Origin of the sequence: Actinocorallia sp. B10E7 (assembly GCF_039871655.1) — a bacterium.
Classification (GTDB): Bacteria; Actinomycetota; Actinomycetes; order Streptosporangiales; family Streptosporangiaceae; genus Actinocorallia.
The window spans coordinates 22,633-47,954 of record NZ_JBDPLZ010000006.1 but is presented as its reverse complement, the minus strand read 5'-3'; the positions used below and the strand labels follow the sequence as shown (position 1 = coordinate 47,954).

Here is a 25,322-nt window from a genome sequence, read left to right as displayed (position 1 = left end):
GGAGAGGATCAGTTCGGGTCGGTGGCACCGGTGGCGGAACGCCGTCGGCGTTCGGCGACGTCCAGCGAGACCGTCGTGTGGATGTGCTCGATCAGGCGCATCAGGTCGGCGCAGTAGACGGACCGGTTGCGGAAACCGCTGCCCGACCGGTAGCGGTGGGTGTAGAGGCCTCCGCCGCAGACACGCCGGATCCGGCAGGCGAGGCAGGGCTCGGCGAGGGCCTGGAGCCCGATCTGCCTGGCCGCGATGGACGGAAGCATGAGCGCGGCGTTGAACGGGTCGCGTGAGACGTGCAGTGCTGTGCCGGCCGCGCCTTCGAAGGCCGATTTCAGGGTGTCCACCTGCTCGATCTGGCCGTTGGTCTCCACGACGACCATCGAGACGGGGGAGAGGCCGACCGACTCGCTTCCGGACTGGCGGCCGATGAGCAGCCGCATGATCTCGGTGAAGAGCCGGATGCGGGTCTCCTGGACGGGAGCCTTGTACCAGCGGTCGAAGATGGAGATGAGCCAGTCCGCGTAGGGGGTCGTCTCGTCGTCGGGACGGCCGGGCGGAGGGGTGTCCCAGTTGCCGTGCGGCAGCAGGAAGTCCATGAGGGGCGGGGCGAAGGAGAGCAGCGATTCGTAGGTGAGGGTCGGCTCGTTGCGCAGGTCGATGGTGGTGAGGAAACCGCCGAAGAGGTGCCGGTAGGGGGTGGAGGTGAGCAGCTTCACGCCTTCGATGACGGACTGGTAGCTGCCTCGTCCGTCCTTGCGTCTGCGGTGGAGGTCGTGGCCTTCCTCGTCCCCGTCGACGCTGACCCCGATGGAGACGCCGTACTCGGCGCACAGTTCCAGGAATCCGGGGTCGAGCAACACGCCGTTCGTCTGGAGGGCGAAGTTCACCTCGACCTCGGGGGCGAGGGCCGTGTGGAAGGCCCGCAGGGCGTACCTGAGGTGGTCGTGGCCGACCAGGAGGGGCTCGCCGCCGTGGAGGACGATCTCGACCTCGCGGAGCAGGTTCGTGCGGGCGTGTTCGGCGATGCGCCGCGCCACCTGGTCGATGGTGGATCGGGACATCCGGACCGGCTGGCTGCGCCAGCTCTGGTCGGCCATCTCGTACATGTAGCAGTAGTCGCAGGCCAGGTTGCAGCGACTGTGGATCTTGATGACGAACTCCTGGAACGGAGTGGGCCGCCATCCCTTCTCCAGCAGGGCCCTGAGGTCGAGGTCCTGCGGCCACTCGCCGGGTCCGCCGCCCATGCTCACGCCTACCGACCCCCAGAGTCGAGTTATAGGCGCGGCGCTGCGCTGTTCCCCCATGTCGGGTTATGAAGGGATACGAAGATCCTTAAACGTCGTGTCTAAGAGTCCAGCGTTCGTGGTCCCGCCATTCGCCCTCGATCCTTATGAGCCCGCGGGCGAGGCCCTCCCGTTCGAATCCGAGCAGTTCCACCAGCCTCAGCGAGGGCTTGTTCTCCGGCTGGATCTCCGCTTCCAGCCGGTGGAGGGAAAGGGTCTCGAAAGCGTGGCGGATCACCAGGCGCAGGCCCTCGGTCATGTAGCCCCGGCGGTGGTGCGGCGGGAAGACGCCGTAACCGAGCGTCCCCCGCTGGTAGGAGCCGCGGACGATCTGGCTGACGTTGATGTATCCCACGAGTTCGCCGCTCCCGGTCAGGCGGAGGACGAAGCCGTGCGCCTGGATCCGGTCGAACCGGTCGAGATAGGCGGCGAACTCCTCCTCGGTGAGCGGGAGGAACGCGTAAGGGCGGTGGAATTCCTCGCCGGCTCGGGCCGCGGAGAGGAATTCCCGCTCGTCGTCCGGCGAGACCGGACGGACGGTCAGCCGGGAACCGATCAGTTGCATCACCGGCCACGATAGACCGTTTCGGGACGGTCCATCGTGGCCGAGCGCGATGGGTTTCCGAAAGGCGCGTCAGGAAGGCGAGAAACGGCGCAGCCGGAGGCTGTTGCTGACCACGAAGACGCTGGAGAACGCCATGGCCGCCCCCGCCAGCATCGGGTTGAGCAGACCGGCCGCGGCCAGGGGAAGAGCCGCCACGTTGTAGGCGAAGGCCCAGAACAGGTTGCCCTTGATGGTGCCGAGGGTCCGTCGGGCCAGGCGGATGGCGTCCGCGGCCGCGCGGAGGTCGCCGCGGACCAGGGTCAGGTCGGCCGCCTCGATGGCCACGTCGGTGCCGGTGCCCATGGCCAGCCCCAGGTCGGCCTGGGCCAGAGCCGCCGCGTCGTTGACGCCGTCGCCGACCATGGCCACGGTGCGGCCTTCGGACTGCAGGCGTTTGACCATGGAGGCCTTGTCCTCGGGGAGCACCTCGGCGTAGACCTCGGTGATGCCGACGGACGCGGCGACGGAGCGGGCGGCCGCCTCGTTGTCGCCGGTCAGCAGGATCGGGGTGAGGCCCAGGGCGCGGAACTGCGCGATCGCCTCGGGGCTGGTCTCCTTGAGGGTGTCGGAGACGACGAGCAGGCCGCGGGCCTCGCCGTCCCAGCTCACCGCCACGACGGTCCTGCCGGACGACTCGGCCTCCGCCTTGGCCGAGGCCAGCGACTCCGGCAGGGCCTGCGACCAGTCGGCGAGGAGCCGGGGCCGGCCGACGAGCAGCGCGTGCCCGTCCGCCATGCCCTGGACGCCCAGGCCCGGCAGGTTCTGGAACTCCGTCACGGCGGGCAGGGGGCCGGTGCGTTCGGCCGCCGCCTTGGCGATGGCCTTGGCGATCGGGTGCTCCGAGGCGTCCTCCAGGGCTCCGGCGAGGCGCAGGACCTCGTTCTCGTCCTCGCCGGGGGCGGTGATGACCTCGGTGAGGCTCATCTTGCCGTGGGTGACGGTGCCGGTCTTGTCCAGGACGATGGTGTCGATCCTGCGGGTGGACTCCAGGACCTCGGGGCCCTTGATGAGGATGCCGAGCTGGGCGCCGCGGCCGGTGCCGACCAGCAGGGCGGTGGGGGTGGCCAGGCCCAGGGCGCACGGGCAGGCGATGATCAGGACGGCGACCGCGGCGGTGAAGGCGGTGGCGGGGTCGGCTCCGGAGCCCAGCCAGAAGCCGAGGGTGGCGACGGCGAGGGCGATCACCACGGGCACGAAGACCCCGGAGACGCGGTCGGCGAGGCGCTGGGCCTGGGCCTTGCCGCTCTGCGCCTCCTCCACCAGCCGCGCCATCTGGGCGAGGCGGGTGTCGGAGCCGACGCGGGCCGCCCGGACGACCAGCCTGCCGCCCACGTTGACGGTCGCGCCGGTGACGGTGTCGTCCGCGGCGACCTCCACCGGGACGGGCTCTCCGGTGATCATGCTGGTGTCGACGGCGGACACGCCCTCGACGACCACCCCGTCCGTGGCGATCTTCTCGCCGGGGCGGACGACGAACAGGTCGCCCACGGCGAGCCTGTCGATGGGGATCGTGGTCTGGGCGCCGTCGCGCAGCACCGTCACGTCCTTCGCGCCCATCTCCAGCAGGGCGCGCAGTGCCGCGCCGGCGCGGCGCTTGGAGCGGGCCTCGAAGTACCGTCCGGCCAGCAGGAAGACGGTGACTCCAGCGGCGACCTCCAGGTAGATGTTGCCGCTTCCGTCCATCCGTTCCACGGTGAGCTGGAACGGGTGCTTCATCCCCGGCTCGCCGGCGTTCCCGAAGAACAGGGCGTAAAGCGACCACAGGAACGCCGAGGCGGTGCCGAGCGAGACGAGGGTGTCCATCGTCGAGGCGCCGAGCTTGAGGTTCTTCCAGGCGGCGAGGTGGAACGGCCACGCCCCCCACACCACGACGGGCGCGGCGAGGGTGAGCGACGCCCACTGCCAGTTGCGGAACTGCAGTGCCGGGACCATCGCCATCGCGATCACGGGGACGGCCAGCACCAGGCTGACGAGGAGCCGCTGCCGCAACGTCCGGAGGGCGGTGTCCTCCGGAGCGGCCTCCGCGCCCTCCTCGGGCGGAGGCGCGGGGAGTTCGGCGGTGTAGCCGGCCTTCTCCACCTGCGCGACCAGGTCTTCGGGGGTGATGCCGGGCCCGTAGGAGACACTCGCCTTCTCGGTGGCGTAGTTGACGGTCGCGGTGACGCCTTCGAGCTTGTTGAGCCGCCTTTCGACGCGGTTCGCGCAGGAGGCGCAGGTCATCCCGCCTATCGACAGTTCGATCCGGTCCTGGACGGGGTTCATCCGAGCCTCCTCATGAGCGGTCGGTCGGGGTGCGGGGCGGCGAGATCATCAGTGGACATGGACGGTGAACTCCGCGGTGTGGACCTGGCCGTCGTGCTGGAAGTCCAGGTAGAGCCGGTGTTCTCCGCCGGACGGCGCCTCGACGAAGAACGTGATCTCCGGTCCCGGGGCCGTCTCGCCGTCACCGGGAGCGCCTTCGGGATGGACGTGAAGGTAGCCGAGGTCGTCCTTGCGCAGCGCCACCAGATGTCCGTAGGCCCCGAGGTAGGGCTGGAGGTCGGTGACGGGGCGGCCGTCCTTGCTGATCTTCATGGTCAGTTCGCTGGTCCCGCCCGAGGCGACCGTCCCGTCGAGGGTGACGGTGTACCCGTCCACCTCGGCGACGTCGGACGGGGCGGGCAGGGGGCGCGTGGTCGCGCTTCCCGGCACGTTCACGTCGAGCGTCAGTACCCGGGCGTCGCCGCCCGCGGGCTTGAAGTCGGCGAACGCGCGGTAGTCGCCCGGCTCTTCCATGGGGGAGCCGACTTCCCAGGCGCCGTCTTCGCGGAGTTCCGGGTGGACGTGGCGGAACCCTGAGAGGTCCTTGCGAACGACGATCAGATGCATCTTCTTGTCATGTTGAACGTCGTATTCGGTGACGGGCTTCCCGTCCTCCCCGGTGACGAGGAAGGCGAAGTGTCCGTCCGGCGCCTGGGCGCGGCTGACCGCGACCTTCTCCGGCTTCTCGGACCGGTTCTCGGAGGGCCCCGCCGTTTCCGGGGGCCCGTGGTCCCCGTGGGCGGCCGGACTGCTCTGGACGTGCCGGTCCGGCTGCTCGGAGAGGTCGGGGCCCAACGCCCGCCCCGCTCCGAGGGACACGCCGAACACGGCCGCCATCCCCAGCGTGAAGGCACTGAGCTTCACCGCGGTGTTCATGTTCTTTCTCCTTAGGTCTCCCCCCTCCGAACCATATACCCCATGGGGGTATTTCACACAGGTGTTGTGACCTGGGTCACGTCGGGGACGCGAGCAGGTCCGGAAGCTCCACGATGGAGTCCACCAGATGGTCGGGTGTGCCCAGGCCCAGGTCGGAGGGGCGGAACTTGCCGGTGCGCACCTGGATCCCGGTGAGTCCGGCCCGCTGGGCGGCGAGCACGTCCGCCTCCAGGTCATCGCCGATCATGAAGCCGGTCTCCGCGCCCAGCGAGGCCAGCGCCGAGCGGAAGAACACGGCCGAGGGCTTGCCCACCACCTCGGCGCGGATCCCGGCGGCGGCCTCCAATCCCAGCAGGTAGGCCCCGGAGTCCAGCTGGAGCCCCTGGTCGGTGCGCCAGGCGAGGTTGCGGGCCATCGCGACGAGCTTCGCCCCGCCCTGCAGGAAGCCGAACACCCGGTTCACGGTCGGATAGTCGAACTCTGGGCCGGCCCCGCCGATCACCACGACGTCCGGATCGTCGTCCACGAGCCGGACGTCCGGCAGGTCTTCGGTGACATCACCGCCGCTCAGCAGGAAGCACCGCGCCCCCGGATACTCCCGCCGCAGGTAGGCGGCGGTGGCGGACGTCGCGGTGAGGACGTCCCGTTCGGTGATCGGGAATCCTTCCGAGACGAGCGCCTCGGTGATGGACGCCCTGGTCCGCGAGGTCGTGTTGGTCAGCAGGGCGAACCGGTGCCCGTCCCGCCCGAGCCGTTCCAGGGCCGCGGCCGCCCCCGGCAGCGCCTTCCACGAAACGGTCAGCACTCCGTCGATGTCGATCAGTACTGTCGCCATGCTCCGAGGGTCGCACTGATCGTCACCCGCTGTGAACAGCCTGTGGATCGTCAGCGCGCGTTCAGCCGCCGGCGAGCCGTTCGGCCATCCAGACGACGTGCTCGTCCTCGATCACCCGGGTGAGGCCCAGCGCCTCGTAGAAGCCGACGGCCCGGGTGTTGGCGGGGGAGACGCCCAGGTGGAGGCCGGGCGAACCCGACCGGCGGAGCTGGTCCCTGAGCCGCTCCATCAGCCTGCGTCCGTAGCCTTTGCCCTGAGTCTGAGGGAGCAGGTCGATGTGCAGGTGGGAGGGGTACTCCTCGACGATGGCGTCCGGAGCGGGATGGAAGTGGTGGATCGCGCGCATCATCCGCTCGTCCGGTGTCGCCGGTGATACGGGGTCGGGGTATCGCTCCCGCAGCGGAGGCCACCACTCGGCCTCGCAGCGGGTCTCGAACCCGCGGGTGTCGGGGGCGCCCAGGATGTAGCCGAGGACCTCGCCCCCCTCGTCGACCACCGAGGCGAACTCGGGGCACAGCCTCAGGTACGGGCCGGCGAAGACATGGCCGAGCAGCTCCGGGTCGGCGTACAGGTGGGTGGCGTCCTCGCCGGACGCGCCGGTGCGCAGACAGATGTCGTAGACGGCCGCTTCGTCGCCTGGCCTGAACTCGCGAATCGCCACCGTTTCCCCTGTCTCCGTGTCGGTACCTTAAGCGCCATGTCCGATCTGTTCGTCTATGGCACGCTCCGTTTTCCCGAGGTCCTCGACGCCCTGCTCGGCCGGGTGCCGGAGTTGAGCCCGGCCCGGGCCGAGGGCTGGCGGGTGGCGGCGCTGCCCGGGCGGGTCTACCCCGGGCTGGTCGCCGCCGGCGGCGTCGCCGACGGGCTGCTGATCCGCGGCCTGGCCCCGGACGAGCTGGAGCTCCTCCACGCCTACGAGGACGTCGACTACGACGTCGTGGAGCTCCGGCTCACCGGCGGCGGTCCCGCCCTGGCCTACCGGTGGCTGCGGGAGGTCCTGGACGAGGACTGGGACCTGGGGTGGTTCACCCGCGAGGTCCTGGCCGGGTACGTGCCCGGCTGCGTGGAATGGCGGGCCGGGTACCGGGCGGGTTAGGGCACCAGCGCCACCTTGCCGGTGACCTGGCGGTTCAGCAGGGCGTCCAGGACCTGCCCGGCCTCCTCCAGTGGACGGACGGCCGGGGCGACGGGGTCGAGCCTGCCGTCGGCCACCAGGTCCAGGGCCTCCCGGTGCAGGGCGGCCTGCCGTTCCGGCCGGGTCATGGACCAGATCGCCCAGTCCACCCCGACCACTGAGCGGTTGCGCAGCAGCACCTGGTTGAGGGGGATCGAGGGGATTCCTGCGGTGAAGCCGATGACCGCGTACCGGCCGTAGTCCCGCAGGGAGCGCAGTGCGGGGTCGGCGAGCTTCCCGCCGACCGGGTCGTAGACGACGTCCACCCCGCCTTCGGAGAAGGCCCGCGCCGCCGTCTTGACGTCCTCGGAGGAGGTGTCCACGACGGCGTCGGCTCCCGCGGCGAGGGCGGTGTCGCGCTTCTCGGCGGTGGACGCCCCGGCCAGCACCCTGGCGCCCAGCGCCTTGGCGATCTGGACGGCCGCGAGCCCCACGCCGCCGCCGGCGCCCAGGACGAGGACCGTCTCGCCCTCCTGCAGCCCCGCCCTGGTCCGCAGCGCGTACAGCCCGGTGCAGTAGGACTGGGTGAAGGTGGCCGCGCGGGGGAAGTCGAGCACGTCGGGGATCGGCACCGCCGCGGCGGCGGGCACCACGACCTGCTCGGCGAAGCCGCCGAAGCCGCACAGCGCGACCACGCGGCTGCCGATCACGGGTCCTTCGACGCCCGGGCCGAGGGCCTTCACCGTGCCCGCGATCTCGCCGCCGGGCACGAACGGCAGCGGGGGCTTGATCTGGTAGCGCCCGTGCAGGAACAGGCCGTCCACGTAGTTGGCTCCGGTCGCGGCCACCTCGATCAGGACCTGCCCCGGCCCCGGCTCCGGGTCAGGGACCTCGACCGGCTCCATCGAACCCAGTTCTCTTACCGTGAATGCACGCATTCCGGCAGACTAGAACAGGACGATCAGTCCATATCCTGCAGGTGGTAGCGCAGTCCCATGTGCGAGGGTCGGAAGCCGACCTTCTGGTAGAAGCGGATGGCCTCGGGGCGCTGCCGGTCGCTGGTGAGCTGCACGACCCGGCAGCCCATGGCCCGGGCCTCCTCGATGGCCCAGCGCAGCATGGCGTGGCCGACACCCCGTCCGCGCAGGTCGCCGGCGACCCGGACGCCCTCGATCTGGGCGCGGGAGCTGCCCATGTAGGTGAGACCCGGGATGTAGGTGAGCTGGAGGGTGCCGATGACGTCGCCGTCGGCGTCGGCGACGATCAGCCGGTTGTTGGGGTCGGCCTCGATCGCGGCGAAGGCCTTCTCGTAGTGCTCGTTGACCTCGGGGGACTCGCGGGTGCTGCCCAGCACGTCATCGGCGAGCAGCCGGACGATCTTCTCGAGATCGGCACGGGTGGCCTCGCGGAAAACGGGCTGCTTGCGGCTGGTCATGGCCCGCAGGTTATCCGGCGTCCGGAACGCTCTGTTCGCGGGCTCACCTGTAACGTCGGGTTGTAGTACTACGAGTTGTAGTACTACATTGGGTGGCATTGGAACGCGCAAGGAGGCGTGCCGGTGAAGGCCACCATGTATCGCGACGTGGCGAACCCACTCGCAGTACGCAGGGACACCGACGAGCACTGGACCGATCTGGCCGAGTGCCACGGTGTGGACCCCGAGATCTTCTATCCCATCTCCACCGCCGGTCCCGGGCGCGACGTGGTGGCGGAGGCCAAGCGGATCTGCCACCGCTGCCCCGTGGCCTCCGACTGCCTGGACTGGGCACTGCGCGCCGGCGAGCCCGCCGGGGTGTGGGGCGGTACGACTCCTGAGGAAAGGCGCTATCTCCGCAGGTGAGGCGGGCGCGGAGATAACCTAAGAACTTATCGGGTATATCGGTCGTTAACCTGAAAAACGACAGATAGGACAGGTTCCCCCGATGAGTGACCGAGGCCGGGAATTCGGCCGCAAAGCCGCCGGAGAACTGACCGTCCAGGCCACCCGCGCCCTGTCGGGAGCGGCCCTGGTGGGCGGAATGCTGGCGTTGATGTGGCTGCTGGAGGCCATCGACTACATCCTCGGCGGCTGGCTGGACCTCTTCGGTATCCGCGCCCTCTACCTTCCCGATCTGCCACAGATCTTCAGCGCACCCTTCCTGCACGGGAACTTCGAGCACCTCATCGCCAACACGGTGCCCTTCGCGGTGCTGGGTTTCGTCGCCGCGCTCCGCGGACCGGGCAAGTTCGTGCTGATGAACCTGATCGTCATCGTGGTCGGCGGTCTGGGCGTCTGGCTGACCGGCCCGCCGGACTCCGAGACGCTGGGCGCCAGCCTGCTGGTCTTCGGCTACTTCGGCTACATCCTCGGCCGGGGGTTCTTCGAAAGGCACCTCGGCGACACCCTGATCGCCGTGGCCGCCTTCGTCCTCTACGGGAGCATCCTGTACGGAGTGCTGCCCACCGACAGCATGATCTCCTGGCAGGGGCACCTGTTCGGGCTCGTCGGAGGCCTGATGGCGTCCTTCGTCCTGCGCCGCCGCAGGCACCCGGAGGCGGCCCCGGTGCCCTACCGGGCGTGACCGCTACCTGGGCCGCACGGAGATGTCCGTGACGACGGCGTCGGCCGGGGTCTCCAACGCGCCGAGAACGGCCCTGGCGACCGTCGAGGGGGCGATGTAGTCGGCCGGGTCGTACGGCAGGCCCTCCTGCGCGCGGACCTTGCGCTGCATCTCGGTGGCCGTGCGGCCCGGGTAGACGCTCGTCACCCGGATCTCCGGCTCCTCCTGCCGCAGCGCGTCGGCGAGGGCCTTCAACCCGTGCTTGCTGGCCGCGTACGAGGCCCAGCCGGGGTTGGCGCGCAGCCCCGCCCCGGAGTTGACGAACACCACGTGCCCCGAGGCGGCCCGCAGAGACGGCAGCAGCAGCCTGGTCAGCTCGGCGGCGGCCACCAGGTTGACCATGAGCTGGTCGATCCACTGGTCGGCCTCCTGCTCGGCCACCCGGCCCAGCTCGCTCACCCCGGCGCTGTGCACGACCCCGTCCAGCGCCGGAGGCAGGTCGGCCACGGCCAGCGCGGCCTCGATCCGCCGCGGCTCGGACAGGTCGAGGGGGACCGTCCGGACGTGCCCGTCCGCCGAGGGGGCCTCGCCGGGCCGCGGCAGCGCCCAGCCCTGGGTCTGCCCGTAGGGGGAGGCGGCGAACCGGGAGGCGATCGCGTCCAGCCGCTCCGGCGACCGGCCCGAGAGGATCAGATCGTGCCCGTGCTCGCGCAGCAGCTCCGCGGTGGCCAGCCCGATGCCCCCGGTGGCCCCGGTGATCAGATACGTTCCCATCCTCAAGCCCCCTGTCGGTCCGATCCTGCTCAGTTGGGCCGCAGCACGCGTGTCACCCCGGCGATCAGCGCGGTGGCGAGAATCCACCCGGTCGCGATGATTCCGTACGCCAGCCACTGGGTCCACCCCACCGCGTCCCAGGCCTCCCGCTGCCCGAACGCGCCGATCGGGATCAGCAGGTCGATCACGTAGGCCAGCGCGTTGAAGTCCGGGCGCTCCGCCGGCTCCTTGATCGGCCGGGGATGCACCCGGCTGAACACGACCGTGCCGAGGACGACGATCGTGGTGAGCCAGCCGAAGACCAGCCAGGGCCGGTAGCCGTAGCCGACGGTGTAGTCGAGCAGCGCGCTCCAGGCCCTGGACGGCCAGGGCAGCGTCAGGCGGCGTCGGCGCATCTTCAGCAGCTGGGTGCGCCGCGCCAGGTGCTCATTGCCGTCCTTGAGGTACCAGGCGGCGAGCTGCTCGTACGGCTGAGGTCTGAATCCCTCGGGGTCCCGGCTCACCCAGTCGACGCGCCGGGTGACGCCCCCGCCGCGCAGCGACTCGTAGGTCGCCCCGGTCAGCCTGAGCTGCTCCGGCCAGAAGTCCGGATTGTCGAGCAGGACCCCGAACCTGGCGTAGGTCATCGAGACGATGCCCTCGATCGGCTCGGACGGGGTGAGGATCAGCTCGCCGACGTCGGCGTGGCTGAGCTGGAGCGCGACCCTGCCCGGAGCCCGCAGCGCCCCCGCCCGGTCGAACGAGAGCGTTCCGTCGATCCGCGCCCCCCGGAGCTTGACGGTGCCCTCCGCCTGGAACCCCTGGCCGCACTCCATCGCGTCGGACACCGTGATGTTCTGTCCGTCCAGGGCGAGGCGCCCGGGGTTGGACAGCCGGGCACCCTCCATGAAGAGCCCGCCTGCCAGCCGGGCGCCGGTCATCCGCATCCCGCCGGTGACCTCGGCGTTCCGGGCGAACATGCCCGCCTCCACGAGCAGCGCCCCGGAGAAGAACGCGTACCTGTCGTCCCGCGCGGTGATCTTCGTGCCGTTCATCCGGAACCCGCCGAGCAGCTGGGCCCGCACCAGCTTGACCTGTCCCTCGATGACCGAGCCGGAGAGGCTGACGTACCCGTCGGCGCGCAGCCCGCCCCCGTCGAATCCGGGCATGACGCAGTCGGCGAAGCGCAATTGGCGGGTGCGGGCGTTGCCGAAGCGCGGCGCCTCGTCCAAGACGCACTTCTCCAGCCGCAGCTCGCACTCGACGTCACCGCCGGAGACGTCCAGGCAGCCGGTCACGTGCGCCCCCCGCAACCGGACCGCCGGGACGAACCCCTTCTCGGCCTCGTTCCCGCCGAGCAGGAGCCGGGCGATCACGGAGGCGGACACGCGGTCGTCGGGCTCGTCGGTCAGATCCACCGGGACGCCTCGGGAATAGGCGTCCCACAGTCGCTGCTCGGCGGTGTTCAGTTCGTGCTCCAGGTCGCGTTCGGCTTAGTAGAAACCCCGCTTGCGGCCGGCCTGCTGGAGGAAGGAGTCGATCTCCTGCTCCCAGTTGGTGTTCTCGAATCCGGTGTTCGGCACGGTGAAGCGGCTGAACGTGTCGTGACTGTTCCCGAACATCGTCCGCTTGTCCAGTTCGAGGATGACCTCGGTGGTATGGGGGTTGCTGACGAAGGTCACTTCCAGCTGCTTGAAGTGCTGGGAGTAGCGGCCGCCCGGGTAGAACTCGATCTCCTGGTAGAAGGGCAGCAGCTGGGTGACCCCGTAGATGCGGCCCTTCTCGCAGTCGGCGTTCCGGAAGTGGAAGCCGAGGTTGGAGAAGGCGGCGAGGATGCGCTCCTGGGCGGGCAGCGGGTGCACCGCGATGGGGTCGAGGTCGGTGGCGTCGATGGCGCGCGCGACCTCGAGCTCGGTGGCGACGCCGACGGTGGTGCCGCGCAGGGGCTGGCCGTACATGTGGGTGATCGGGGTCTCCCACGGCACCTCCAGCTGGAACGGGAAGCTGTGGCGCACGCCCGGCTGGAGCTGGAACGCCCCGGAGAGGTGGGCCTTGGCGTACTTCTCGTTCTGGGCGTACTCGTTGTCGCCGCTCTCCACCTCGACCCGGGTGACGAGGGCCACGTTGATGCCGAGGATCTCGGCGGTGCCCTCACCGCCCGTCAGATGGATGTCGCCGACGACGATCCCACCGGGCCTGACGTTCGAGTCCCTCAGGATCGTCTCGATTGAAGGGCCGCCGACTCCGAAGGCGCTGAGGAGCTTCTTGAAGACCACTTTTCCGTCTCTCCTTTGAGGCTGAACGCGACTGGGGTGACCAGTCGATACTCCTCTTAGTCGTGTGAGAGGAGCCGGACGTTCCGTTATGATCTTTTACAAATATGTGGTATGAGTCACACTCTGGTCGGGCACCCTGAAGGCTTGTCACAGTTACCGGCGGGTAGCATCATCGTTAGTTACTAACCGGTAGACGCGGGGTGCGCGGCAACCCGCCGAGTAAGACGGGGTCTCACCCATGGGGCACTACAAGGCCAACCTTCGGGACATCGAGTTCAACCTCTTCGAGGTGTTCAACCGCCAGGAGGTCCTCGGCAAGGGTCCTTATGAGGACATGGACGAGGACACCGTACGGAGCATCCTCGACGAGGTCACGCGGCTGACGACCGGCCCGGTGGCGGAGTCCTTCGAGGACGCGGACCGCAACCCGCCGAAGTTCGACCCGGCCACCGGCGAGGTGAAGATGCCGGAGTCGTTCAAGAAGTCCTTCAAGGCGTGGATGGACGCCGAGTGGTTCCGCCTGGACCTCGGCCCCGAACTCGGCGGCTCCCAGGCCCCGCGCTCCCTGGTGTGGGCGGTGGCCGAGCAGGTCCTGGGCGCCAACCCGGCCATCTACATGTTCTCCTCCGGCCCGGGCTTCGCCCAGATCCTCTTCAACGAGGGCAACGAGGACCAGAGGAAGTTCGCCCAGCACGCCGTCGACCGGCAGTGGGGCGCCACCATGGTGCTGACCGAGCCCGACGCGGGCTCCGACGTCGGCGCCGGCCGCACCAAGGCGGTCCAGCAGCCCGACGGCTCCTGGCACATCGAGGGCGTGAAGCGCTTCATCACCTCGGCCGAGCACGACATGTCCGAGAACATCTACCACCTGGTGCTGGCCCGCCCCGAGGGCGCCGGCCCCGGCACCAAGGGCCTTTCCCTGTTCCTGGTGCCCAAGTACCACGTGGACCTGGAGACCGGCGAGCTCGGCGAGCGCAACGGCGCCTACGTGACCAACGTCGAGAAGAAGATGGGCCTCAAGGTCTCCACGACCTGCGAGCTCACCTTCGGCGAGAAGCACCCGGCGGTCGGCTGGCTGGTCGGCGACAAGCACGACGGCATCCGCCAGATGTTCCTGGTCATCGAGTACGCCCGCATGATGGTCGGCACCAAGGCCATCGCGACGCTGTCGACGGGCTACCTGAACGCGCTGGAGTACGCCAAGGAGCGCGTCCAGGGCGCCGACATGACCCAGATGGCCGACAAGACCGCCCCGCGCGTCACCATCACCCACCACCCGGACGTCCGCCGCTCGCTCATCACCCAGAAGGCCTACGCCGAGGGCATGCGCGCGCTGGTCCTGCTGACCGCGACCTACCAGGACGCCGTCGCGATCGCCCAGCACGAGGGCCGCCACGACGTCCAGGCGGAGAAGATGAACGACCTTCTCCTCCCGATCGTCAAGGGCTTCGGCTCCGAGCGCTCCTACGCGCTGCTGGGCGCCGAGTCCCTGCAGACCCTGGGCGGCTCGGGCTTCCTGCAGGACTACCCGATCGAGCAGTACATCCGCGACTCCAAGATCGACACCCTCTACGAGGGCACCACCGCGATCCAGGGTCAGGACCTGTTCTTCCGTAAGATCCTCCGCGACCAGGGCGCGACCCTGAACGTGCTGCTGGACGAGATCAAGGCCTTCGCCGCCTCCGAGGCCGGCAACGGCCGCCTGAAGAACGACCGCGCCCTGCTGACCCAGGCCGTGGCCGACACCGAGGGCATCATCGGCACGATGGTCAACTGCGCGCTCGGCTCGATGGAGAACCCCAAGGAGCTCTACAAGATCGGGCTGAACACCACCCGGCTGCTGATGGCCCTCGGCGACACCGTCGTGGCGTGGCTGCTGCTGCGCCAGGCCGAGGTGGCCCTGGGCAAGCTGGGCGGCGAGCTCTCCGAGGCCGACCGCAACTTCTACACCGGCAAGGTCGCCGCGGCGCAGTTCTTCACCGCGAACGTCCTGCCCCGCCTGTCCTCGGACCGCGTGATGGCCGAGAACGTCACCCTGGACGTCATGGAGCTGCCGGAGGAGGCCTTCTAGGCCCCTTCGCCCCCTCCAGGCGACCGCGTCATCGCGAAGCCCCGGCACGGACCCCGTGCCGGGGCTTCCGGCGTCTTCGGGCGGCGTGTCCGGGTCCGGTCCCGGCCGGTGATCACGCCCACAGTGACGATCGTGTGTCCGATGCCACGGAGATGGGGAGACCTTTACCCAGCACTCCGGGTTCGGCGAAGGGAAACTGCGATGCGTTTCAGTCTGGCGATCTTCCTGTTCACCATAGGAGCCATCCTCAAGTTCGCCATCAAGGCGGACGGCGACCCCGTGGACATCAACGCGATCGGCGTCATCTTCATGATCATGGGTGTGGTCACCCTGGCGCTGCAGTACCTGCCACCGCGCAGGGCCGAGGTCGACCCCGAGATCGTGCCGCACATCGAACGGCCGGTCGAGGGTGACACCCACCACCCGCGGCACCGGGACGTGATCGACTGAAACCTTCCCGCGGTGTCGTGGTCCGGCAGGAGATCCGTGTCTGGCACGGCGCTCAAGGGGTAGATCTTCCTGTGGGGCATGGTAGGAGTCGAGTGATCTGTGCCACGATGGGCCCAGATCTCCCTTGCGAGCCCCGCCGTGACCCGGTGGGGGCGAAGGAGGCTCCAGCCACCTGGCAGGTGCGGTGATCCCGCGCCCCAGGCAGACGAAGGAGGCGGTCGTGACCCTTGACGCGCACACCGTGCAGGACACCGAACTCATCCAGTTGCTGACGCCCGAGGGCGAGAGGCTCGAACACCCCGACTATCCGCTCACGCTGACCGACCAGCAGCTCCGCGACCTCTACCGCGACATGGTCGTCGTCCGGGCCCTGGACGGCGAGGCCGTGGCCCTCACCCGCCAGGGCGAGCTGGGCCTGTGGCCCTCGCTGCTGGGGCAGGAGGCCGCCCAGGTCGGCTCCGGCAGAGCGCTGGGCGCCGGGGACATGGTCTTCCCGACCTACCGCGAACACGCCGTCGCCTACTGCCGCGGACTGCCGCTCCTCAACGTGCTCAAGCTCTTCCGGGGCGTCGACCTCGGCGGCTGGGACCCCAAGGAGCACGGCTTCCACCTCTACTCGATCGTCATCGGCACCCAGACGCTGCACGCCACCGGCTACGCCATGGGCATCCAGCGCGACGGTGGCCACGGCACCGGCATAGGCGACGCCGCCCTCGTCTACTTCGGAGACGGGGCCACCTCCCAGGGCGACGTGAACGAGTCGTTCGTGTGGGCGGCGTCCTACAACGCGCCGGTCGTCTTCTTCTGCCAGAACAACCAGTGGGCCATCTCCACGCCGCTGGAACGCCAGACCCGGATCCCGCTGTACCGCCGGGCCCAAGGCTTCGGTTTCCCCGGCGTGCGGGTGGACGGCAACGACGTGCTGGCCTGCCTGGCCGTCACCCGCCGCGCCCTGGACCTGGCGCGGACCGGCCGCGGCCCCACCCTGGTCGAGGCGGTCACCCACCGGATGGGCGCGCACACCACCACCGACGACCCCAGCCGCTACGGGCACTCCGAGGAACTGGAGACCTGGCGGCCCAAGGACCCGATCTCCCGGCTCAGGGCGTACCTGTCCCGCGACGGGCTGGCCTCGCCGGACTTCTTCGACGAGACCGACGCGCACGCCAAGCGGGAGGCCCGCGCCCTGCGGGACGCCTGCCTGGCCCTGCCCGACCCGCCCCCCGCCGAGCTGTTCGACCGGGTCTACGCGGCCCCCCACTCGACCCTCGAAGAGGAGAAGGCGGCTTACGACTCCTACCTGGCGGGGTTCCGGTGAACGACATGATCGAGACCATGCCGCGGCCGCGCAGCGAGACGCTGACCCTGGCCAAGGCGCTCAACCAGGGACTGCGCCAGGCGTTGGCCGACGACCCGAAGGTCCTGGTCATGGGCGAGGACGTGGGCAGGCTGGGCGGCGTCTTCCGGGTGACCGACGGCCTGCAGAAGGAGTTCGGCGAGGAACGGGTGATCGACACCCCGCTCGCCGAGTCCGGCATCGTCGGCACCGCGATCGGCCTGGCGCTGCGCGGCTACCGGCCGGTGTGCGAGATCCAGTTCGACGGGTTCGTCTTCCCCGCCGCGGACCAGATCATCACCCAGCTCGCCAAGATGCGGATGCGCTCGCGCGGCGCGGTCGAGCTGCCGGTGGTCGTGCGGATCCCCTGCGGCGGCGGCATCGGCGCGGTCGAGCACCACAGCGAGTCGCCCGAGGCCTACTTCGCCCACACCGCCGGCCTGCGCGTCGTGGCCTGCGCCAATCCCGCGGACGCCTATTGGATGATCCAGCAGGCGATCGCCTGCCCGGACCCGGTCGTCTTCTTCGAGCCCAAGCGCCGCTACTGGGACAAGGCGCAGGTCGACCCGACGGCCGAGGCCGTGCCCCTGGGCCGGGCGGTGGTGGCCCGTCCGGGCACCGACGTCACCCTCCTGGCCTACGGGCCCATGGTGAAGACCTGCCTGGAGGCGGCCCAGGCCGCCCAGGAGGACGGCCGCTCGGTCGAGGTCGTCGACCTGCGCTCGCTCTCCCCCCTGGACACCCCCACGATCCTGGAGTCCGTACGGCGCACCGGCCGGTGCGTGGTGGTGCACGAGGCCCCGGTGTTCGGCGGTTTCGGCGGCGAGCTCGCGGCCCGGGTCACCGAGCACTGCTTCTACCACCTGGAGGCCCCGGTCCTGCGGGTCGGCGGCTTCGCCACCCCCTATCCCCCCTCGCGGCTGGAGGACCATTACCTGCCCGATCTCGATCGGGTCCTGGACGCGGTGGATCGGACTTTCTCATGGTGAAGCACTTCAAGCTCCCCGACGTGGGGGAGGGCCTGACCGAGGCGGAGATCGTCAGGTGGCATGTGGCGCCGGGCGACCCCGTCGAGCTCAACCAGACGGTCGTGGAGATCGAGACGGCCAAGGCCATCGTCGAGCTGCCCAGCCCGTACGAGGGCGTGGTGGCCGAACTGCTGGCGGACGAGGGCGAGACCGTCGCCGTCGGCACGCCGATCATCGGGGTGCGCGAACCGGGGGAGGAGGCACCGCCGGACACGGCTCCGGAACAGGAGACGAGGCGGCCCAAGGAGGGCGAGGGGACCATCCGCACCCCGGTGCTGGTGGGGTACGGCGTGAAACCCGCGAGCACCAGGCGCCGCCCCCGCAAGCCCGCGAACCGCCCGGCGGCGACGCCTCCGGCGGGCCGGGCGCTGGCCAAGCCGCCGGTCCGCAAGCTCGCCAAGGACCTGGGCGTCGACCTTTCGACGGTCGTGGGCACCGGGCCGGAGGGCACGGTCACCCGCGAGGACGTCCGGGCTTCGGTGGAGGCGGCCGGTACGGCGGAGCTGGAACCGCCCCGGAAGCCGCTGGAGAGCGCCGACGAGGAACGGATCCCGGTCAAGGGGGTGCGGAAGGCGATGGCGGCCGCGATGGTCTCCTCGGCCTTCTCAGCGCCGCACGTGACGGAGTTCCTGCAGATCGACGTCACGCGCACCGTGAAGATGGTGGAGCGGCTGCGCGGTCTCCCCGACTACGCCGAGATCAAGATCAGCCCCATGCTGCTGGTCTCCCGCGCGCTGCTGACGGCGGTCCGCCACCACCCGATGATCAACTCCTGCTGGGACGAGGAGGCGCAGGAGATCGTGGTGCGGCGGCGGGTCAACCTGGGCGTGGCCGTGGCGGCCGAGCGCGGGCTGCTGGTGCCCAACCTCAAGGACGCCCACGCGATGCCCCTGCAGGAGCTGGCCGCCGGGCTCGCCGAGCTGGTCGGCAGGGCCCGCGACGGCCGGTGCTCCCCGGCCGACCTCACCGGCGGCACCATCACCATCACCAACGTCGGCGTCTTCGGCGTCGACGCCGGCACCCCGATCCTGAGCCCCGGAGAGGTGGCGATCCTGGCGGTCGGCCAGATCCGGGAACTGCCCTGGATCCACCGGGGGAAGATCAAGCCGCGCCGGGTGGCGACCCTGTCCCTGTCGTTCGACCACCGCGTCGTCGACGGCGAACTGGGCTCGGCCGTCCTACGCGAGGTGGGCGCCCTCCTGGAAGACCCCTTCCGCCTGCTGGCCCTCGGCTGAACACCCGGGGCTCTGGGGGGCGACCCCCAGGCCCCCGGGGTCGGCCCAGCCGATCCTCGCTTCGCTGCGGTCGTCTGGGCCGGGTCACTCGCGCGACAGCGCGCGGGTGGCCCCCGCCGCCACGGTCAGGCCCAGCAGGAGTCCCGCCGCGACCAGGATGTTGGCCGCCACCTGGTAGATCCCCTCGGGCGCGAACACCATCTCCTGGTTCAGGGAGCCGATCGGCAGCAGCAGGTCCAGCGTGTAGAAGAAGGCGTTGAAGTGCGGCTCGTGCCCGGGGTCCAGCTTGCCGGGCTTCTCGATCGAGAACAGCACCGTGCCCGCCACCTGCAGCGCCCCGAGCCAGGCCAGTGCGCGGAACGGGCGGTAGCCGTAACCGACCAGGACGTCCTGCAGGTAGCCGAAGATCCGGTGGTGCCAGGGCTGGGTGGCGCGCCGGTCGCGCTGCTTGGCCAGCAGGACCGCCCGGCTGTCGGCGTCCAGTCCGATCTCGCGGTAGGTGATGGAGAGCCGCTCGTACGGCTGCGGCTGGTAGCCGTCCTTGTCCCGGCGGATCCACTCCAGCCGCTCCTTGGCGGTCAGAGGCGGCTCGATCATCTCGTAGGCGAAGCCGTCGAGCTGGAGCGAGGAGGCCCAGGTGGCCGGGTCGTCCCGCATCAGGGCGATCTTGGCGTACGAGAGGTCCACGACCCCCTCCACCGGGGCGGAGGGGCGCAGCAGCAGCTCCTCGGCGGTCAGCCGCTGCACGCTCAGCGCGGTGCCCTCGGGGTTGGCCAGCCGGGCGCCCTTGAAGCTGAGCTGCCCGCCGATCTTGGCCCCGGCGAACGAGGCCTCGCCGGTGCAGTGGAAGCCGTCGGAGCAGTAGACGTCGATGTCGACCACGAGGTCGTCGGCGTTGAGCGCCCGCCCGCGGTGGTTCAGCCGGGCCCCCACCAGCGACAGGTAGCCGCCGACGCGGGCGCCCCGCAGCCGGATCTCGCCCTCGGCGTCGAAGCCCTCGTCGCAGAAGACGTTCGCTCCCACCTCCAGCCGGGAGGCGTACAGCGCCGGCCCCCGGGCGTTGCGCAGGGTGGCGCCGCGGAAGATCAGCTGCCCGCCGATCCGGGCGCCCGGCAGCCGCACCTCGCCCTCGGCGAGGAAGCCGCGGTCGCAGTAGATGTTGGCCTCGACCTGGAGCCGGTCGGCCAGCAGCGCCTCCTCCGTCGGGTTGGTGAGCTGCGCCCCGGACAGGCTGAGGATGCCGCCGACGTGCGCTCCGTCCAGCAGCAGCCCGCCGGTGATGACGCTGCCCTCCAGCCACAGGTGGCCGTCGATGCGGGCGCCGGAGGCGACCAGGCCGGGCATCCGGCACTGCATCAGGTGCACCGACTGCAGCTGCGCCCAGTACAGCCGGGGAGGCTCGGCCAGCACGCACTCGGTGAGCGTCAGCGGGACCTGCACCTGGGCGTGGCCGAGGTCCAGCGGGCCCGTCACGTACGCGCCGCGCAGCTGGAGCTTGGCGACCTGGCCGGGTTCGGGCTCCCTGGCCCCGGTGAGCAGAGCCACCAGCACCGAGGCGCGGACCCGGCGGTGCGGGCCCCACTGGTCGGCCTGCGCGGCGTCGAGGGGGGTCAGGTCCACCAGCTCGCCGGAGGGGAAGGCGTCCCATACCCGGCGCTCCGCGGGAGTGAGGTCAGAGACGTCCAAGGACTGGCTCCTGGGGGGAGGGTCGCGCACGTGGCGTACGCTTTCGGATTGCCGTTAAGACTAAATCAGTGATCAGCCATGGGCGAAGCCCATGAGGGGGGAAGAGCAGTGGCGCGTGTGGTCGTCGAGGTCATGCTGAAGCCGGAGATCCTGGACCCGCAGGGCCAGGCGATCGCCCGGAAGCTTCCCCAGATGGGCTTCGAGGGCGTGGCGGCGGTCCGCCAGGGCAAGCGGTTCGAGATCGAACTCGACGGCCCGGCCGACGAGGAGGCGGTGGAGCGGATCCGTGAACTCGCCGGCACGCTGCTGGCCAATCCGGTGATCGAGGACTTCGAAGTGCACGCGGAATGAACGGCGGGGGACAAGCCCGCATTGTCGCGTTCCAGTAGGTGATGAATTCAAACGATCCGCCACCCGGTGATTATCGCGGATACCGCGGGGAACTGTTAGGTCCGTCCGACTTTCCGAGGTGGGCCTGGTGGATATGAAATTCTCGCTGGCTTTGCCCTGTGAGGAGCTGAGCGTGCCGGTGATCCGCCGGGTGCTCGGGGACGCGCTGCGCGGGCTCGGTGTCTCCGGAGAGTGCATCCACGACATTCTGGTGGCCGCCTCCGAGGCCTGCACGAATGTCGTCCGGCATTCGTCGACCCTCGAATACGAGGTCGCCGGGTGCATTGACGAGGACACCTGTGTGCTCTCCGTCACCGACCACGGCGACGGGTTCGGCCCCGCGGCACGCCAGGCGGGAGAACTCGCCGAATCCGGCCGCGGCCTGGACATCATGAGAGCCCTGGTGGACGACCTCGCCCTCACCGCGACCCCCGACGGGGTGCGCGTCGTGCTGCGCAAACGACTGACCTGGAATGACGAGGCGCTCATGCGCCGCCTCGAATCCGAACTGGTCCGCAGCTCCGGGTAAGTTAGGCCGGTAGACGGCCGTCCTCACCTGGGACGCCGAGGATCGCAATGGAGTGCCGATGGCCCGCGTGGGCGTCATCACTTTTCCTGGTTCCCTCGATGATCGTGACGCCGCCAGAGCGGTGCGCATAGCGGGCGGAGAGCCCGTGGCGCTGTGGCATGCCGACACCTCTCTGCAGGGGGTCGACGCCGTGGTGCTCCCCGGGGGCTTCTCCTACGGGGACTACCTGCGGGCCGGTGCCATCGCCAGATTCGCCCCGCTGATGGAGGAAGTGATCCCGGCCGCGAAGGCGGGTCTTCCGGTCCTGGGCATCTGCAACGGATTCCAGGTCCTGGCCGAGGCCCACCTGCTGCCGGGCGCCCTCATGCCCAACGCCGAGGGCCACTTCGTCTGCCGCGACCAGCGGCTGCGCGTCGAGAACGCGCGGACGGCCTGGACGTCGGAGTACGTCCAGGGCCAGGAGATCGTGGTCCCGCTGAAGAACATGGACGGCCGGTTCACCGCGTCCGCCGAGACCATCGAAGAGCTGGAGTCCTCCGGCCGGGTGGTCGCCCGGTACATGGACGTCAACCCCAACGGCTCGATCAACGACATCGCCGGCGTCACCAACGAGGCCGGCAACGTCGTGGGTCTCATGCCCCACCCGGAACACGCCGTGGAGTCCCTCACCGGCCCGACCACCGACGGGCTCGGTTTCTTCACCTCGATCGTCAAGGGCCTGATCAACGCATGAGCGGTACCGACAACGTAGCCCTCGCCCTCCGGACCCCGGAGCAGCCCCAGCCGTACAAGGAGCTGGGCATGAACGAGGAGGAGTACCAGAAGGTACGCGACATCCTCGGCCGCCGCCCCACCTCCTCGGAGCTGGCGATCTACTCGGTCATGTGGTCCGAGCACTGCTCCTACAAGAGCTCCAAGGTCTACCTGCGCCAGTTCGGCGAGAAGGCCCCCAAGACCGACAAGCTGCTGGTCGGCATGGGGGAGAACGCCGGAGTCGTGGACGTCGGCCAGGGCTGGGCGGTGACCTTCAAGGTCGAGTCGCACAACCACCCGTCGTTCGTCGAGCCCCACCAGGGCGCGGCCACCGGCGTCGGCGGCATCGTCCGCGACATCATCTCGATGGGCGCCCGGCCGGTCGCGGTCATGGACTCGCTGCGCTTCGGCGCGGCCGACGCCCCCGACACCCGGCGGGTCCTGCCCGGCGTGGTGAGCGGCATCGGCGGCTACGGCAACTGCCTGGGCCTGCCCAACATCGGCGGGGAGACGGTCTTCGACCCCTGCTACCAGGACAACCCGCTGGTCAACGCGCTGTGCATCGGCGTGCTGCGGCACGAGGACATCCACAAGGCGTCGGCGTCCGGCGTCGGCAACAAGGTCGTGCTCTACGGCTCCTACACCGGCCCCGACGGCATCGGCGGCGCGTCCGTGCTGGCCTCGGCGAGCTTCGACGAGGAGTCGCAGGCCAAGCGGCCCTCGGTCCAGGTCGGCGACCCGTTCATGGAGAAGCTGCTCATCGAGTGCTCGCTGGAGCTGTTCCAGCGCGGCCTGGTGGAGGGCATCCAGGACCTCGGCGCGGCCGGGGTCTCCTGCGCCACCACCGAGCTGGCCGCGGGCGGCTCCGGCGGCATGGACGTGCGGCTGGACCTCGTCCCGCTGCGCGACCCGAACCTGCTGCCCGAGGAAATCCTCATGAGCGAGTCGCAGGAACGGATGATGGCGGTCGTCACGCCGGAGAACGTCGACGAGTTCATGGCCGTCTGCGCCCGCTACGAGGTGCCCGCCACGGTGATCGGCGAGGTCACCGACACCGGCCGCCTGGTGATGACCTGGCACGACGAGGTGATCGTCGACATCCCGCCGCGCACCGCCGCGCACGACGGGCCGGTCTACGAGCGCCCGGTCGCGGTGCCCGCCGACCAGGCCCAGCTCCAGGCGGACACGCCCGGCCGGCTGCCCCGCCCGTCCACCCGGGACGAGCTGCGCAAGACCGTGCTGTGGCTGGCCGGCTCGCCGAACCTGGCGTCCAAGGAGTGGATCACCGCCCAGTACGACCGGTACGTGCTGGGCAACACCGTGCTGGCCCAGCCGGAGAACGCCGGAGTCGTCCGCCTGGACGACGAGACGGGCCTGGGCGTCGCCCTGGCGCTGGACGGCAACGGCCGCTACACCCGGCTCGACCCGTACGCGGGGGCCCAGCTGGCCCTGTCGGAGGCGTACCGGAACGTCGCGGCGACCGGCGCGCAGCCGCTGGCCGTCACCAACTGCCTGAACTTCGGCTCCCCGGAGGACCCGGGTGTCATGTGGCAGTTCGCGCAGGCCACCGCGGGTCTGGCGGACGCCTGCCTGGCCCTGGGCATCCCGGTCACCGGCGGCAACGTCAGCTTCTACAACCAGACCGGGAGCACCCCGATCAACCCGACCCCGGTGATCGGCGTCCTGGGCGTGCACGCCGACGTCCGCCGCCGCACCGCGATGGCGTTCGCCGCGGAGGGCCACAAGCTGGTCCTGCTGGGCGCCACGCGCGAGGAGTTCGGCGGCTCGGAGTGGGCGCACGTCATGTACGGCCACCTCGGCGGCCTCCCGCCGATGGTCGACCTGCCCGCCGAGGCGGCGCTGGGCTCGGTGCTCATCACCGCGGCCCAGGAGACCCTCCTGTCGGGCGCCCACGACCTCTCCGACGGCGGCCTGTCCCAGGCCCTCGTGGAGGCCTCCCTGCGCGGTGGCCTGGGCGTCCGGGTGGCATTGCAGGGCGACCCGTTCACGGAGCTGTTCTCCGAGTCCGTGGCCCGCGCCGTCGTGGCGGTCCGCCCCGAGGCCGAGGCCCGCTTCGTGGACATCTGCCAGCAGGCGGGCGTCCCGTTCACCACCATCGGCGTGGTCGGCGGCGACTCCTTCACCGTCGACGGGCTCTTCTCGATCCCGCTGCACGAGCTGCGCGAGGCCCACACCGGTACCCTGCCGAACCTCATGGCCTGACGAGGCCGCGAACGCCGGAGGGCCCGACCCCTGGGGGTCGGGCCCTCCGGCGTTCACCGGGCCTGGAGCGCGGTCAGAAGACCGAGATGTGCACGTGGTCCCAGTGGTTCTGGGTGATGCTGCCCCGGTCGGACATCGTCGACCAGCCGGGATTTCGTATGTCGTAGTAGCGCTGTTTCCAGATGACGTATTTGACGCCGTATTTCTGGGCGTTGTTGATGGCGAATTGGGCGACCTGGTCGCCGTGGGCGAGGCGGTCGGCGCTCGGCATCTGGCCGCCGCTGCTCTCCATGAAGTCGCAGGCACGGCCGGAGCCGTGGTCCTGGGGGTCGCCGGAGCGCGTGCAGCCGATGGCGGGGAAGGGACGGAAGCGGTCCAGGATCGCGTCGCGGAGGGTCTTCATCCGGATGGTCATGCCGCTGTTGCCGATGAGAGGCGTCGGGGCGAATCTCTCGATCTGCTTTTTGATGTCGGCCTTCTTGGCCTCAAGCTGCTTGATCTTCTTGTCGAGCTTGCTGATCTGAGACTTGGCGTCCTTGGCGGCTTCGGCCTGGAGGTCCAAGGTGTGCTGGATCTTGTTGGTGCGGTTGGCCTCGTTGCTGGAGAGGTGGCTGACCAGGGACATGCCGGACAGCATGGCTTGGGGGTCGCCTTGGCCGAGGACGGTGAGGGTGGGGTCGATGCCGCTGGACATGTACTGGCCGGAGGCCAGGCGGGAGACGATGTTGCGGGATTTGTTGAGTTCGACGCCGAGGTCTTTTTTGCGGCGGAGTGCTTTTTGGGCTTGTTGCTGGATGTCCTTGAGCTCCTCCAGTTCCCCGCCCAGTTCCTTGTCGAGTGCGTTCAGCTGTTTGGTGAGCTGGCGCAGTTTGGTGTTGTCGCTGGGGAGGGGCACCACGGCGCTGGAGGAGGGGGCTGCCAGTATCAGCGCGCCGACGACGGCGGCCAAGGCCGCCCCGGCGCGCCGCCGGACTGATGTCATGGGGGTCTCCTCTCGCCCGCTCGATCGGCCTGCGGGACGACCTCGCAAAGGTTAGCCCTG

At 70.0% G+C, this 25,322-nt stretch carries 25 protein-coding genes; 12 read left to right on the top strand and 13 right to left on the bottom strand.

Features of this window, described 5'->3' with window-relative positions:
* Nucleotides 1–8: 8 nt before the first annotated feature.
* From ABGB12_RS21855 to ABGB12_RS21830, 6 genes are all read right to left on the bottom strand, one after another.
* Nucleotides 9–1,241, bottom strand: a complete 1,233-nt coding sequence (locus ABGB12_RS21855; protein ID WP_347680774.1) for an FxsB family cyclophane-forming radical SAM/SPASM peptide maturase — start codon at nt 1,239–1,241, stop codon at nt 9–11.
* 88 nt (nt 1,242–1,329) lie between these two features.
* Complete coding sequence (locus ABGB12_RS21850) at nt 1,330–1,845, bottom strand: GNAT family N-acetyltransferase (protein ID WP_347680772.1); 516 nt, start codon at nt 1,843–1,845, stop codon at nt 1,330–1,332.
* Between the two features lie 69 nt (nt 1,846–1,914).
* Nucleotides 1,915–4,146 (bottom strand): heavy metal translocating P-type ATPase, encoded by a 2,232-nt coding sequence (locus tag ABGB12_RS21845; protein WP_347680770.1) that lies wholly within the window; start codon nt 4,144–4,146, stop codon nt 1,915–1,917.
* 48 nt (nt 4,147–4,194) lie between these two features.
* On the bottom strand, nt 4,195–5,061 hold the full coding sequence (locus ABGB12_RS21840) for a hypothetical protein (protein WP_347680768.1): 867 nt from the start codon (nt 5,059–5,061) through the stop codon (nt 4,195–4,197).
* A gap of 76 nt (nt 5,062–5,137) precedes the next feature.
* Nucleotides 5,138–5,896 (bottom strand): HAD-IIA family hydrolase, encoded by a 759-nt coding sequence (locus ABGB12_RS21835; protein ID WP_347680766.1) that lies wholly within the window; start codon nt 5,894–5,896, stop codon nt 5,138–5,140.
* A gap of 61 nt (nt 5,897–5,957) precedes the next feature.
* Entirely contained in the window at nt 5,958–6,557 is a 600-nt protein-coding gene (locus ABGB12_RS21830) for a GNAT family N-acetyltransferase (protein WP_347680764.1), read from the bottom strand.
* Between the two features lie 36 nt (nt 6,558–6,593).
* Here ABGB12_RS21830 and ABGB12_RS21825 point away from each other — a divergent pair, with 36 nt between their 5' ends.
* The gene (locus ABGB12_RS21825; protein WP_347680762.1) at nt 6,594–6,992 is read left to right on the top strand and encodes a gamma-glutamylcyclotransferase family protein; all 399 of its coding nucleotides are present in this window, start codon (nt 6,594–6,596) and stop codon (nt 6,990–6,992) included.
* Here the strand turns inward: ABGB12_RS21825 and ABGB12_RS21820 are convergent.
* Both ABGB12_RS21820 and ABGB12_RS21815 read right to left on the bottom strand, forming a co-directional pair.
* Nucleotides 6,989–7,948 carry an NADPH:quinone oxidoreductase family protein gene (locus tag ABGB12_RS21820; RefSeq protein ID WP_347680760.1) on the bottom strand — a complete coding sequence of 320 codons (960 nt, stop codon included), beginning with the start codon at nt 7,946–7,948 and terminating at the stop codon, nt 6,989–6,991. The two genes, ABGB12_RS21825 and ABGB12_RS21820, sit on opposite strands and share 4 nt — an antisense overlap.
* A 23-nt stretch (nt 7,949–7,971) precedes the next feature.
* On the bottom strand, nt 7,972–8,445 hold the full coding sequence (locus ABGB12_RS21815; protein ID WP_347680758.1) for a GNAT family N-acetyltransferase: 474 nt from the start codon (nt 8,443–8,445) through the stop codon (nt 7,972–7,974).
* 123 nt (nt 8,446–8,568) lie between these two features.
* Between ABGB12_RS21815 and ABGB12_RS21810 the strand changes: the two genes are divergently transcribed.
* Together ABGB12_RS21810 and ABGB12_RS21805 are read left to right on the top strand one after the other, a co-directional pair.
* Nucleotides 8,569–8,850 (top strand): WhiB family transcriptional regulator, encoded by a 282-nt coding sequence (locus ABGB12_RS21810; protein WP_347680756.1) that lies wholly within the window; start codon nt 8,569–8,571, stop codon nt 8,848–8,850.
* Nucleotides 8,851–8,932: 82 nt separating this feature from the next.
* Complete coding sequence (locus tag ABGB12_RS21805) at nt 8,933–9,571, top strand: rhomboid family intramembrane serine protease (protein ID WP_347680754.1); 639 nt, start codon at nt 8,933–8,935, stop codon at nt 9,569–9,571.
* Nucleotides 9,572–9,574: 3 nt separating this feature from the next.
* Here ABGB12_RS21805 and ABGB12_RS21800 read toward each other — a convergent pair whose 3' ends face one another.
* The 3 genes from ABGB12_RS21800 to ABGB12_RS21790 form a co-directional block, all read right to left on the bottom strand.
* Complete coding sequence (locus ABGB12_RS21800; RefSeq protein WP_347680752.1) at nt 9,575–10,324, bottom strand: SDR family oxidoreductase; 750 nt, start codon at nt 10,322–10,324, stop codon at nt 9,575–9,577.
* A 29-nt stretch (nt 10,325–10,353) separates the two neighbouring features.
* Entirely contained in the window at nt 10,354–11,721 is a 1,368-nt protein-coding gene (locus ABGB12_RS21795) for a hypothetical protein (RefSeq protein ID WP_347680750.1), read from the bottom strand.
* 75 nt (nt 11,722–11,796) lie between these two features.
* Entirely contained in the window at nt 11,797–12,579 is a 783-nt protein-coding gene (locus tag ABGB12_RS21790; RefSeq protein ID WP_347680748.1) for a sporulation protein, read from the bottom strand.
* Nucleotides 12,580–12,817: 238 nt separating this feature from the next.
* On the opposite strand from ABGB12_RS21790, the gene ABGB12_RS21785 reads away from it, so the two are divergent.
* From ABGB12_RS21785 to ABGB12_RS21765, 5 genes are all read left to right on the top strand, one after another.
* Nucleotides 12,818–14,650, top strand: coding sequence for an acyl-CoA dehydrogenase (locus tag ABGB12_RS21785; protein WP_347680746.1), 1,833 nt, complete (start codon nt 12,818–12,820; stop codon nt 14,648–14,650).
* A gap of 201 nt (nt 14,651–14,851) precedes the next feature.
* Nucleotides 14,852–15,100 carry a hypothetical protein gene (locus tag ABGB12_RS21780; RefSeq protein WP_347680744.1) on the top strand — a complete coding sequence of 83 codons (249 nt, stop codon included), beginning with the start codon at nt 14,852–14,854 and terminating at the stop codon, nt 15,098–15,100.
* Nucleotides 15,101–15,320: 220 nt separating this feature from the next.
* Nucleotides 15,321–16,418, top strand: a complete 1,098-nt coding sequence (pdhA, locus tag ABGB12_RS21775) for a pyruvate dehydrogenase (acetyl-transferring) E1 component subunit alpha (RefSeq protein ID WP_347680742.1) — start codon at nt 15,321–15,323, stop codon at nt 16,416–16,418.
* A gap of 5 nt (nt 16,419–16,423) precedes the next feature.
* Entirely contained in the window at nt 16,424–17,425 is a 1,002-nt protein-coding gene (locus tag ABGB12_RS21770) for an alpha-ketoacid dehydrogenase subunit beta (RefSeq protein WP_347680740.1), read from the top strand.
* A complete protein-coding gene (locus ABGB12_RS21765; RefSeq protein ID WP_347680738.1) occupies nt 17,419–18,699 on the top strand; it encodes a dihydrolipoamide acetyltransferase family protein in 1,281 nt (426 codons plus the stop codon). The genes ABGB12_RS21770 and ABGB12_RS21765 overlap by 7 nt, the downstream gene beginning before the upstream one ends.
* A gap of 84 nt (nt 18,700–18,783) precedes the next feature.
* Here ABGB12_RS21765 and ABGB12_RS21760 read toward each other — a convergent pair whose 3' ends face one another.
* Nucleotides 18,784–20,385, bottom strand: a complete 1,602-nt coding sequence (locus ABGB12_RS21760) for a hypothetical protein (protein ID WP_347680736.1) — start codon at nt 20,383–20,385, stop codon at nt 18,784–18,786.
* A 108-nt stretch (nt 20,386–20,493) separates the two neighbouring features.
* Here ABGB12_RS21760 and purS point away from each other — a divergent pair, with 108 nt between their 5' ends.
* The 4 genes from purS (at nt 20,494) to purL (ending at nt 24,280) form a co-directional block, all read left to right on the top strand.
* Nucleotides 20,494–20,736: a phosphoribosylformylglycinamidine synthase subunit PurS gene (gene purS, locus ABGB12_RS21755; protein WP_347680734.1), complete on the top strand. Its 243-nt coding sequence runs from the start codon at nt 20,494–20,496 to the stop codon at nt 20,734–20,736.
* Nucleotides 20,737–20,869: 133 nt separating this feature from the next.
* The gene (locus tag ABGB12_RS21750) at nt 20,870–21,304 is read left to right on the top strand and encodes an ATP-binding protein (RefSeq protein ID WP_347681474.1); all 435 of its coding nucleotides are present in this window, start codon (nt 20,870–20,872) and stop codon (nt 21,302–21,304) included.
* A gap of 58 nt (nt 21,305–21,362) precedes the next feature.
* Nucleotides 21,363–22,037, top strand: a complete 675-nt coding sequence (gene purQ, locus ABGB12_RS21745; RefSeq protein ID WP_347680732.1) for a phosphoribosylformylglycinamidine synthase subunit PurQ — start codon at nt 21,363–21,365, stop codon at nt 22,035–22,037.
* Nucleotides 22,034–24,280: a phosphoribosylformylglycinamidine synthase subunit PurL gene (gene purL / locus ABGB12_RS21740; protein ID WP_347680730.1), complete on the top strand. Its 2,247-nt coding sequence runs from the start codon at nt 22,034–22,036 to the stop codon at nt 24,278–24,280. The genes purQ and purL overlap by 4 nt, the downstream gene beginning before the upstream one ends.
* A 73-nt stretch (nt 24,281–24,353) precedes the next feature.
* On the opposite strand, the gene ABGB12_RS21735 is transcribed toward purL, so the two are convergent.
* Nucleotides 24,354–25,262 carry a hypothetical protein gene (locus ABGB12_RS21735; RefSeq protein WP_347680728.1) on the bottom strand — a complete coding sequence of 303 codons (909 nt, stop codon included), beginning with the start codon at nt 25,260–25,262 and terminating at the stop codon, nt 24,354–24,356.
* Nucleotides 25,263–25,322: the final 60 nt, after the last annotated feature.

Excerpts from the sequence above, each read along its gene's own strand:
- ABGB12_RS21855 (WP_347680774.1), bottom strand. The coding sequence starts at position 1,241 with ATGGGCGGCGGACCCGGCGAGTGGCCGCAGGACCTCGACCTCAGGGCC.
- ABGB12_RS21850 (WP_347680772.1), bottom strand. The coding sequence starts at position 1,845 with ATGCAACTGATCGGTTCCCGGCTGACCGTCCGTCCGGTCTCGCCGGAC.
- ABGB12_RS21845 (WP_347680770.1), bottom strand. The coding sequence starts at position 4,146 with ATGAACCCCGTCCAGGACCGGATCGAACTGTCGATAGGCGGGATGACC.
- ABGB12_RS21840 (WP_347680768.1), bottom strand. The coding sequence starts at position 5,061 with ATGAACACCGCGGTGAAGCTCAGTGCCTTCACGCTGGGGATGGCGGCC.
- ABGB12_RS21835 (WP_347680766.1), bottom strand. The coding sequence starts at position 5,896 with ATGGCGACAGTACTGATCGACATCGACGGAGTGCTGACCGTTTCGTGG.
- ABGB12_RS21825 (WP_347680762.1), top strand. The coding sequence starts at position 6,594 with ATGTCCGATCTGTTCGTCTATGGCACGCTCCGTTTTCCCGAGGTCCTC.
- ABGB12_RS21820 (WP_347680760.1), bottom strand. The coding sequence starts at position 7,948 with ATGCGTGCATTCACGGTAAGAGAACTGGGTTCGATGGAGCCGGTCGAG.
- ABGB12_RS21815 (WP_347680758.1), bottom strand. The coding sequence starts at position 8,445 with ATGACCAGCCGCAAGCAGCCCGTTTTCCGCGAGGCCACCCGTGCCGAT.
- ABGB12_RS21805 (WP_347680754.1), top strand. The coding sequence starts at position 8,933 with ATGAGTGACCGAGGCCGGGAATTCGGCCGCAAAGCCGCCGGAGAACTG.
- ABGB12_RS21800 (WP_347680752.1), bottom strand. The coding sequence starts at position 10,324 with ATGGGAACGTATCTGATCACCGGGGCCACCGGGGGCATCGGGCTGGCC.
- ABGB12_RS21785 (WP_347680746.1), top strand. The coding sequence starts at position 12,818 with ATGGGGCACTACAAGGCCAACCTTCGGGACATCGAGTTCAACCTCTTC.
- ABGB12_RS21780 (WP_347680744.1), top strand. The coding sequence starts at position 14,852 with ATGCGTTTCAGTCTGGCGATCTTCCTGTTCACCATAGGAGCCATCCTC.
- ABGB12_RS21770 (WP_347680740.1), top strand. The coding sequence starts at position 16,424 with ATGATCGAGACCATGCCGCGGCCGCGCAGCGAGACGCTGACCCTGGCC.
- ABGB12_RS21765 (WP_347680738.1), top strand. The coding sequence starts at position 17,419 with ATGGTGAAGCACTTCAAGCTCCCCGACGTGGGGGAGGGCCTGACCGAG.
- ABGB12_RS21750 (WP_347681474.1), top strand. The coding sequence starts at position 20,870 with ATGAAATTCTCGCTGGCTTTGCCCTGTGAGGAGCTGAGCGTGCCGGTG.
- purQ (WP_347680732.1), top strand. The coding sequence starts at position 21,363 with ATGGCCCGCGTGGGCGTCATCACTTTTCCTGGTTCCCTCGATGATCGT.
- purL (WP_347680730.1), top strand. The coding sequence starts at position 22,034 with ATGAGCGGTACCGACAACGTAGCCCTCGCCCTCCGGACCCCGGAGCAG.
- ABGB12_RS21735 (WP_347680728.1), bottom strand. The coding sequence starts at position 25,262 with ATGACATCAGTCCGGCGGCGCGCCGGGGCGGCCTTGGCCGCCGTCGTC.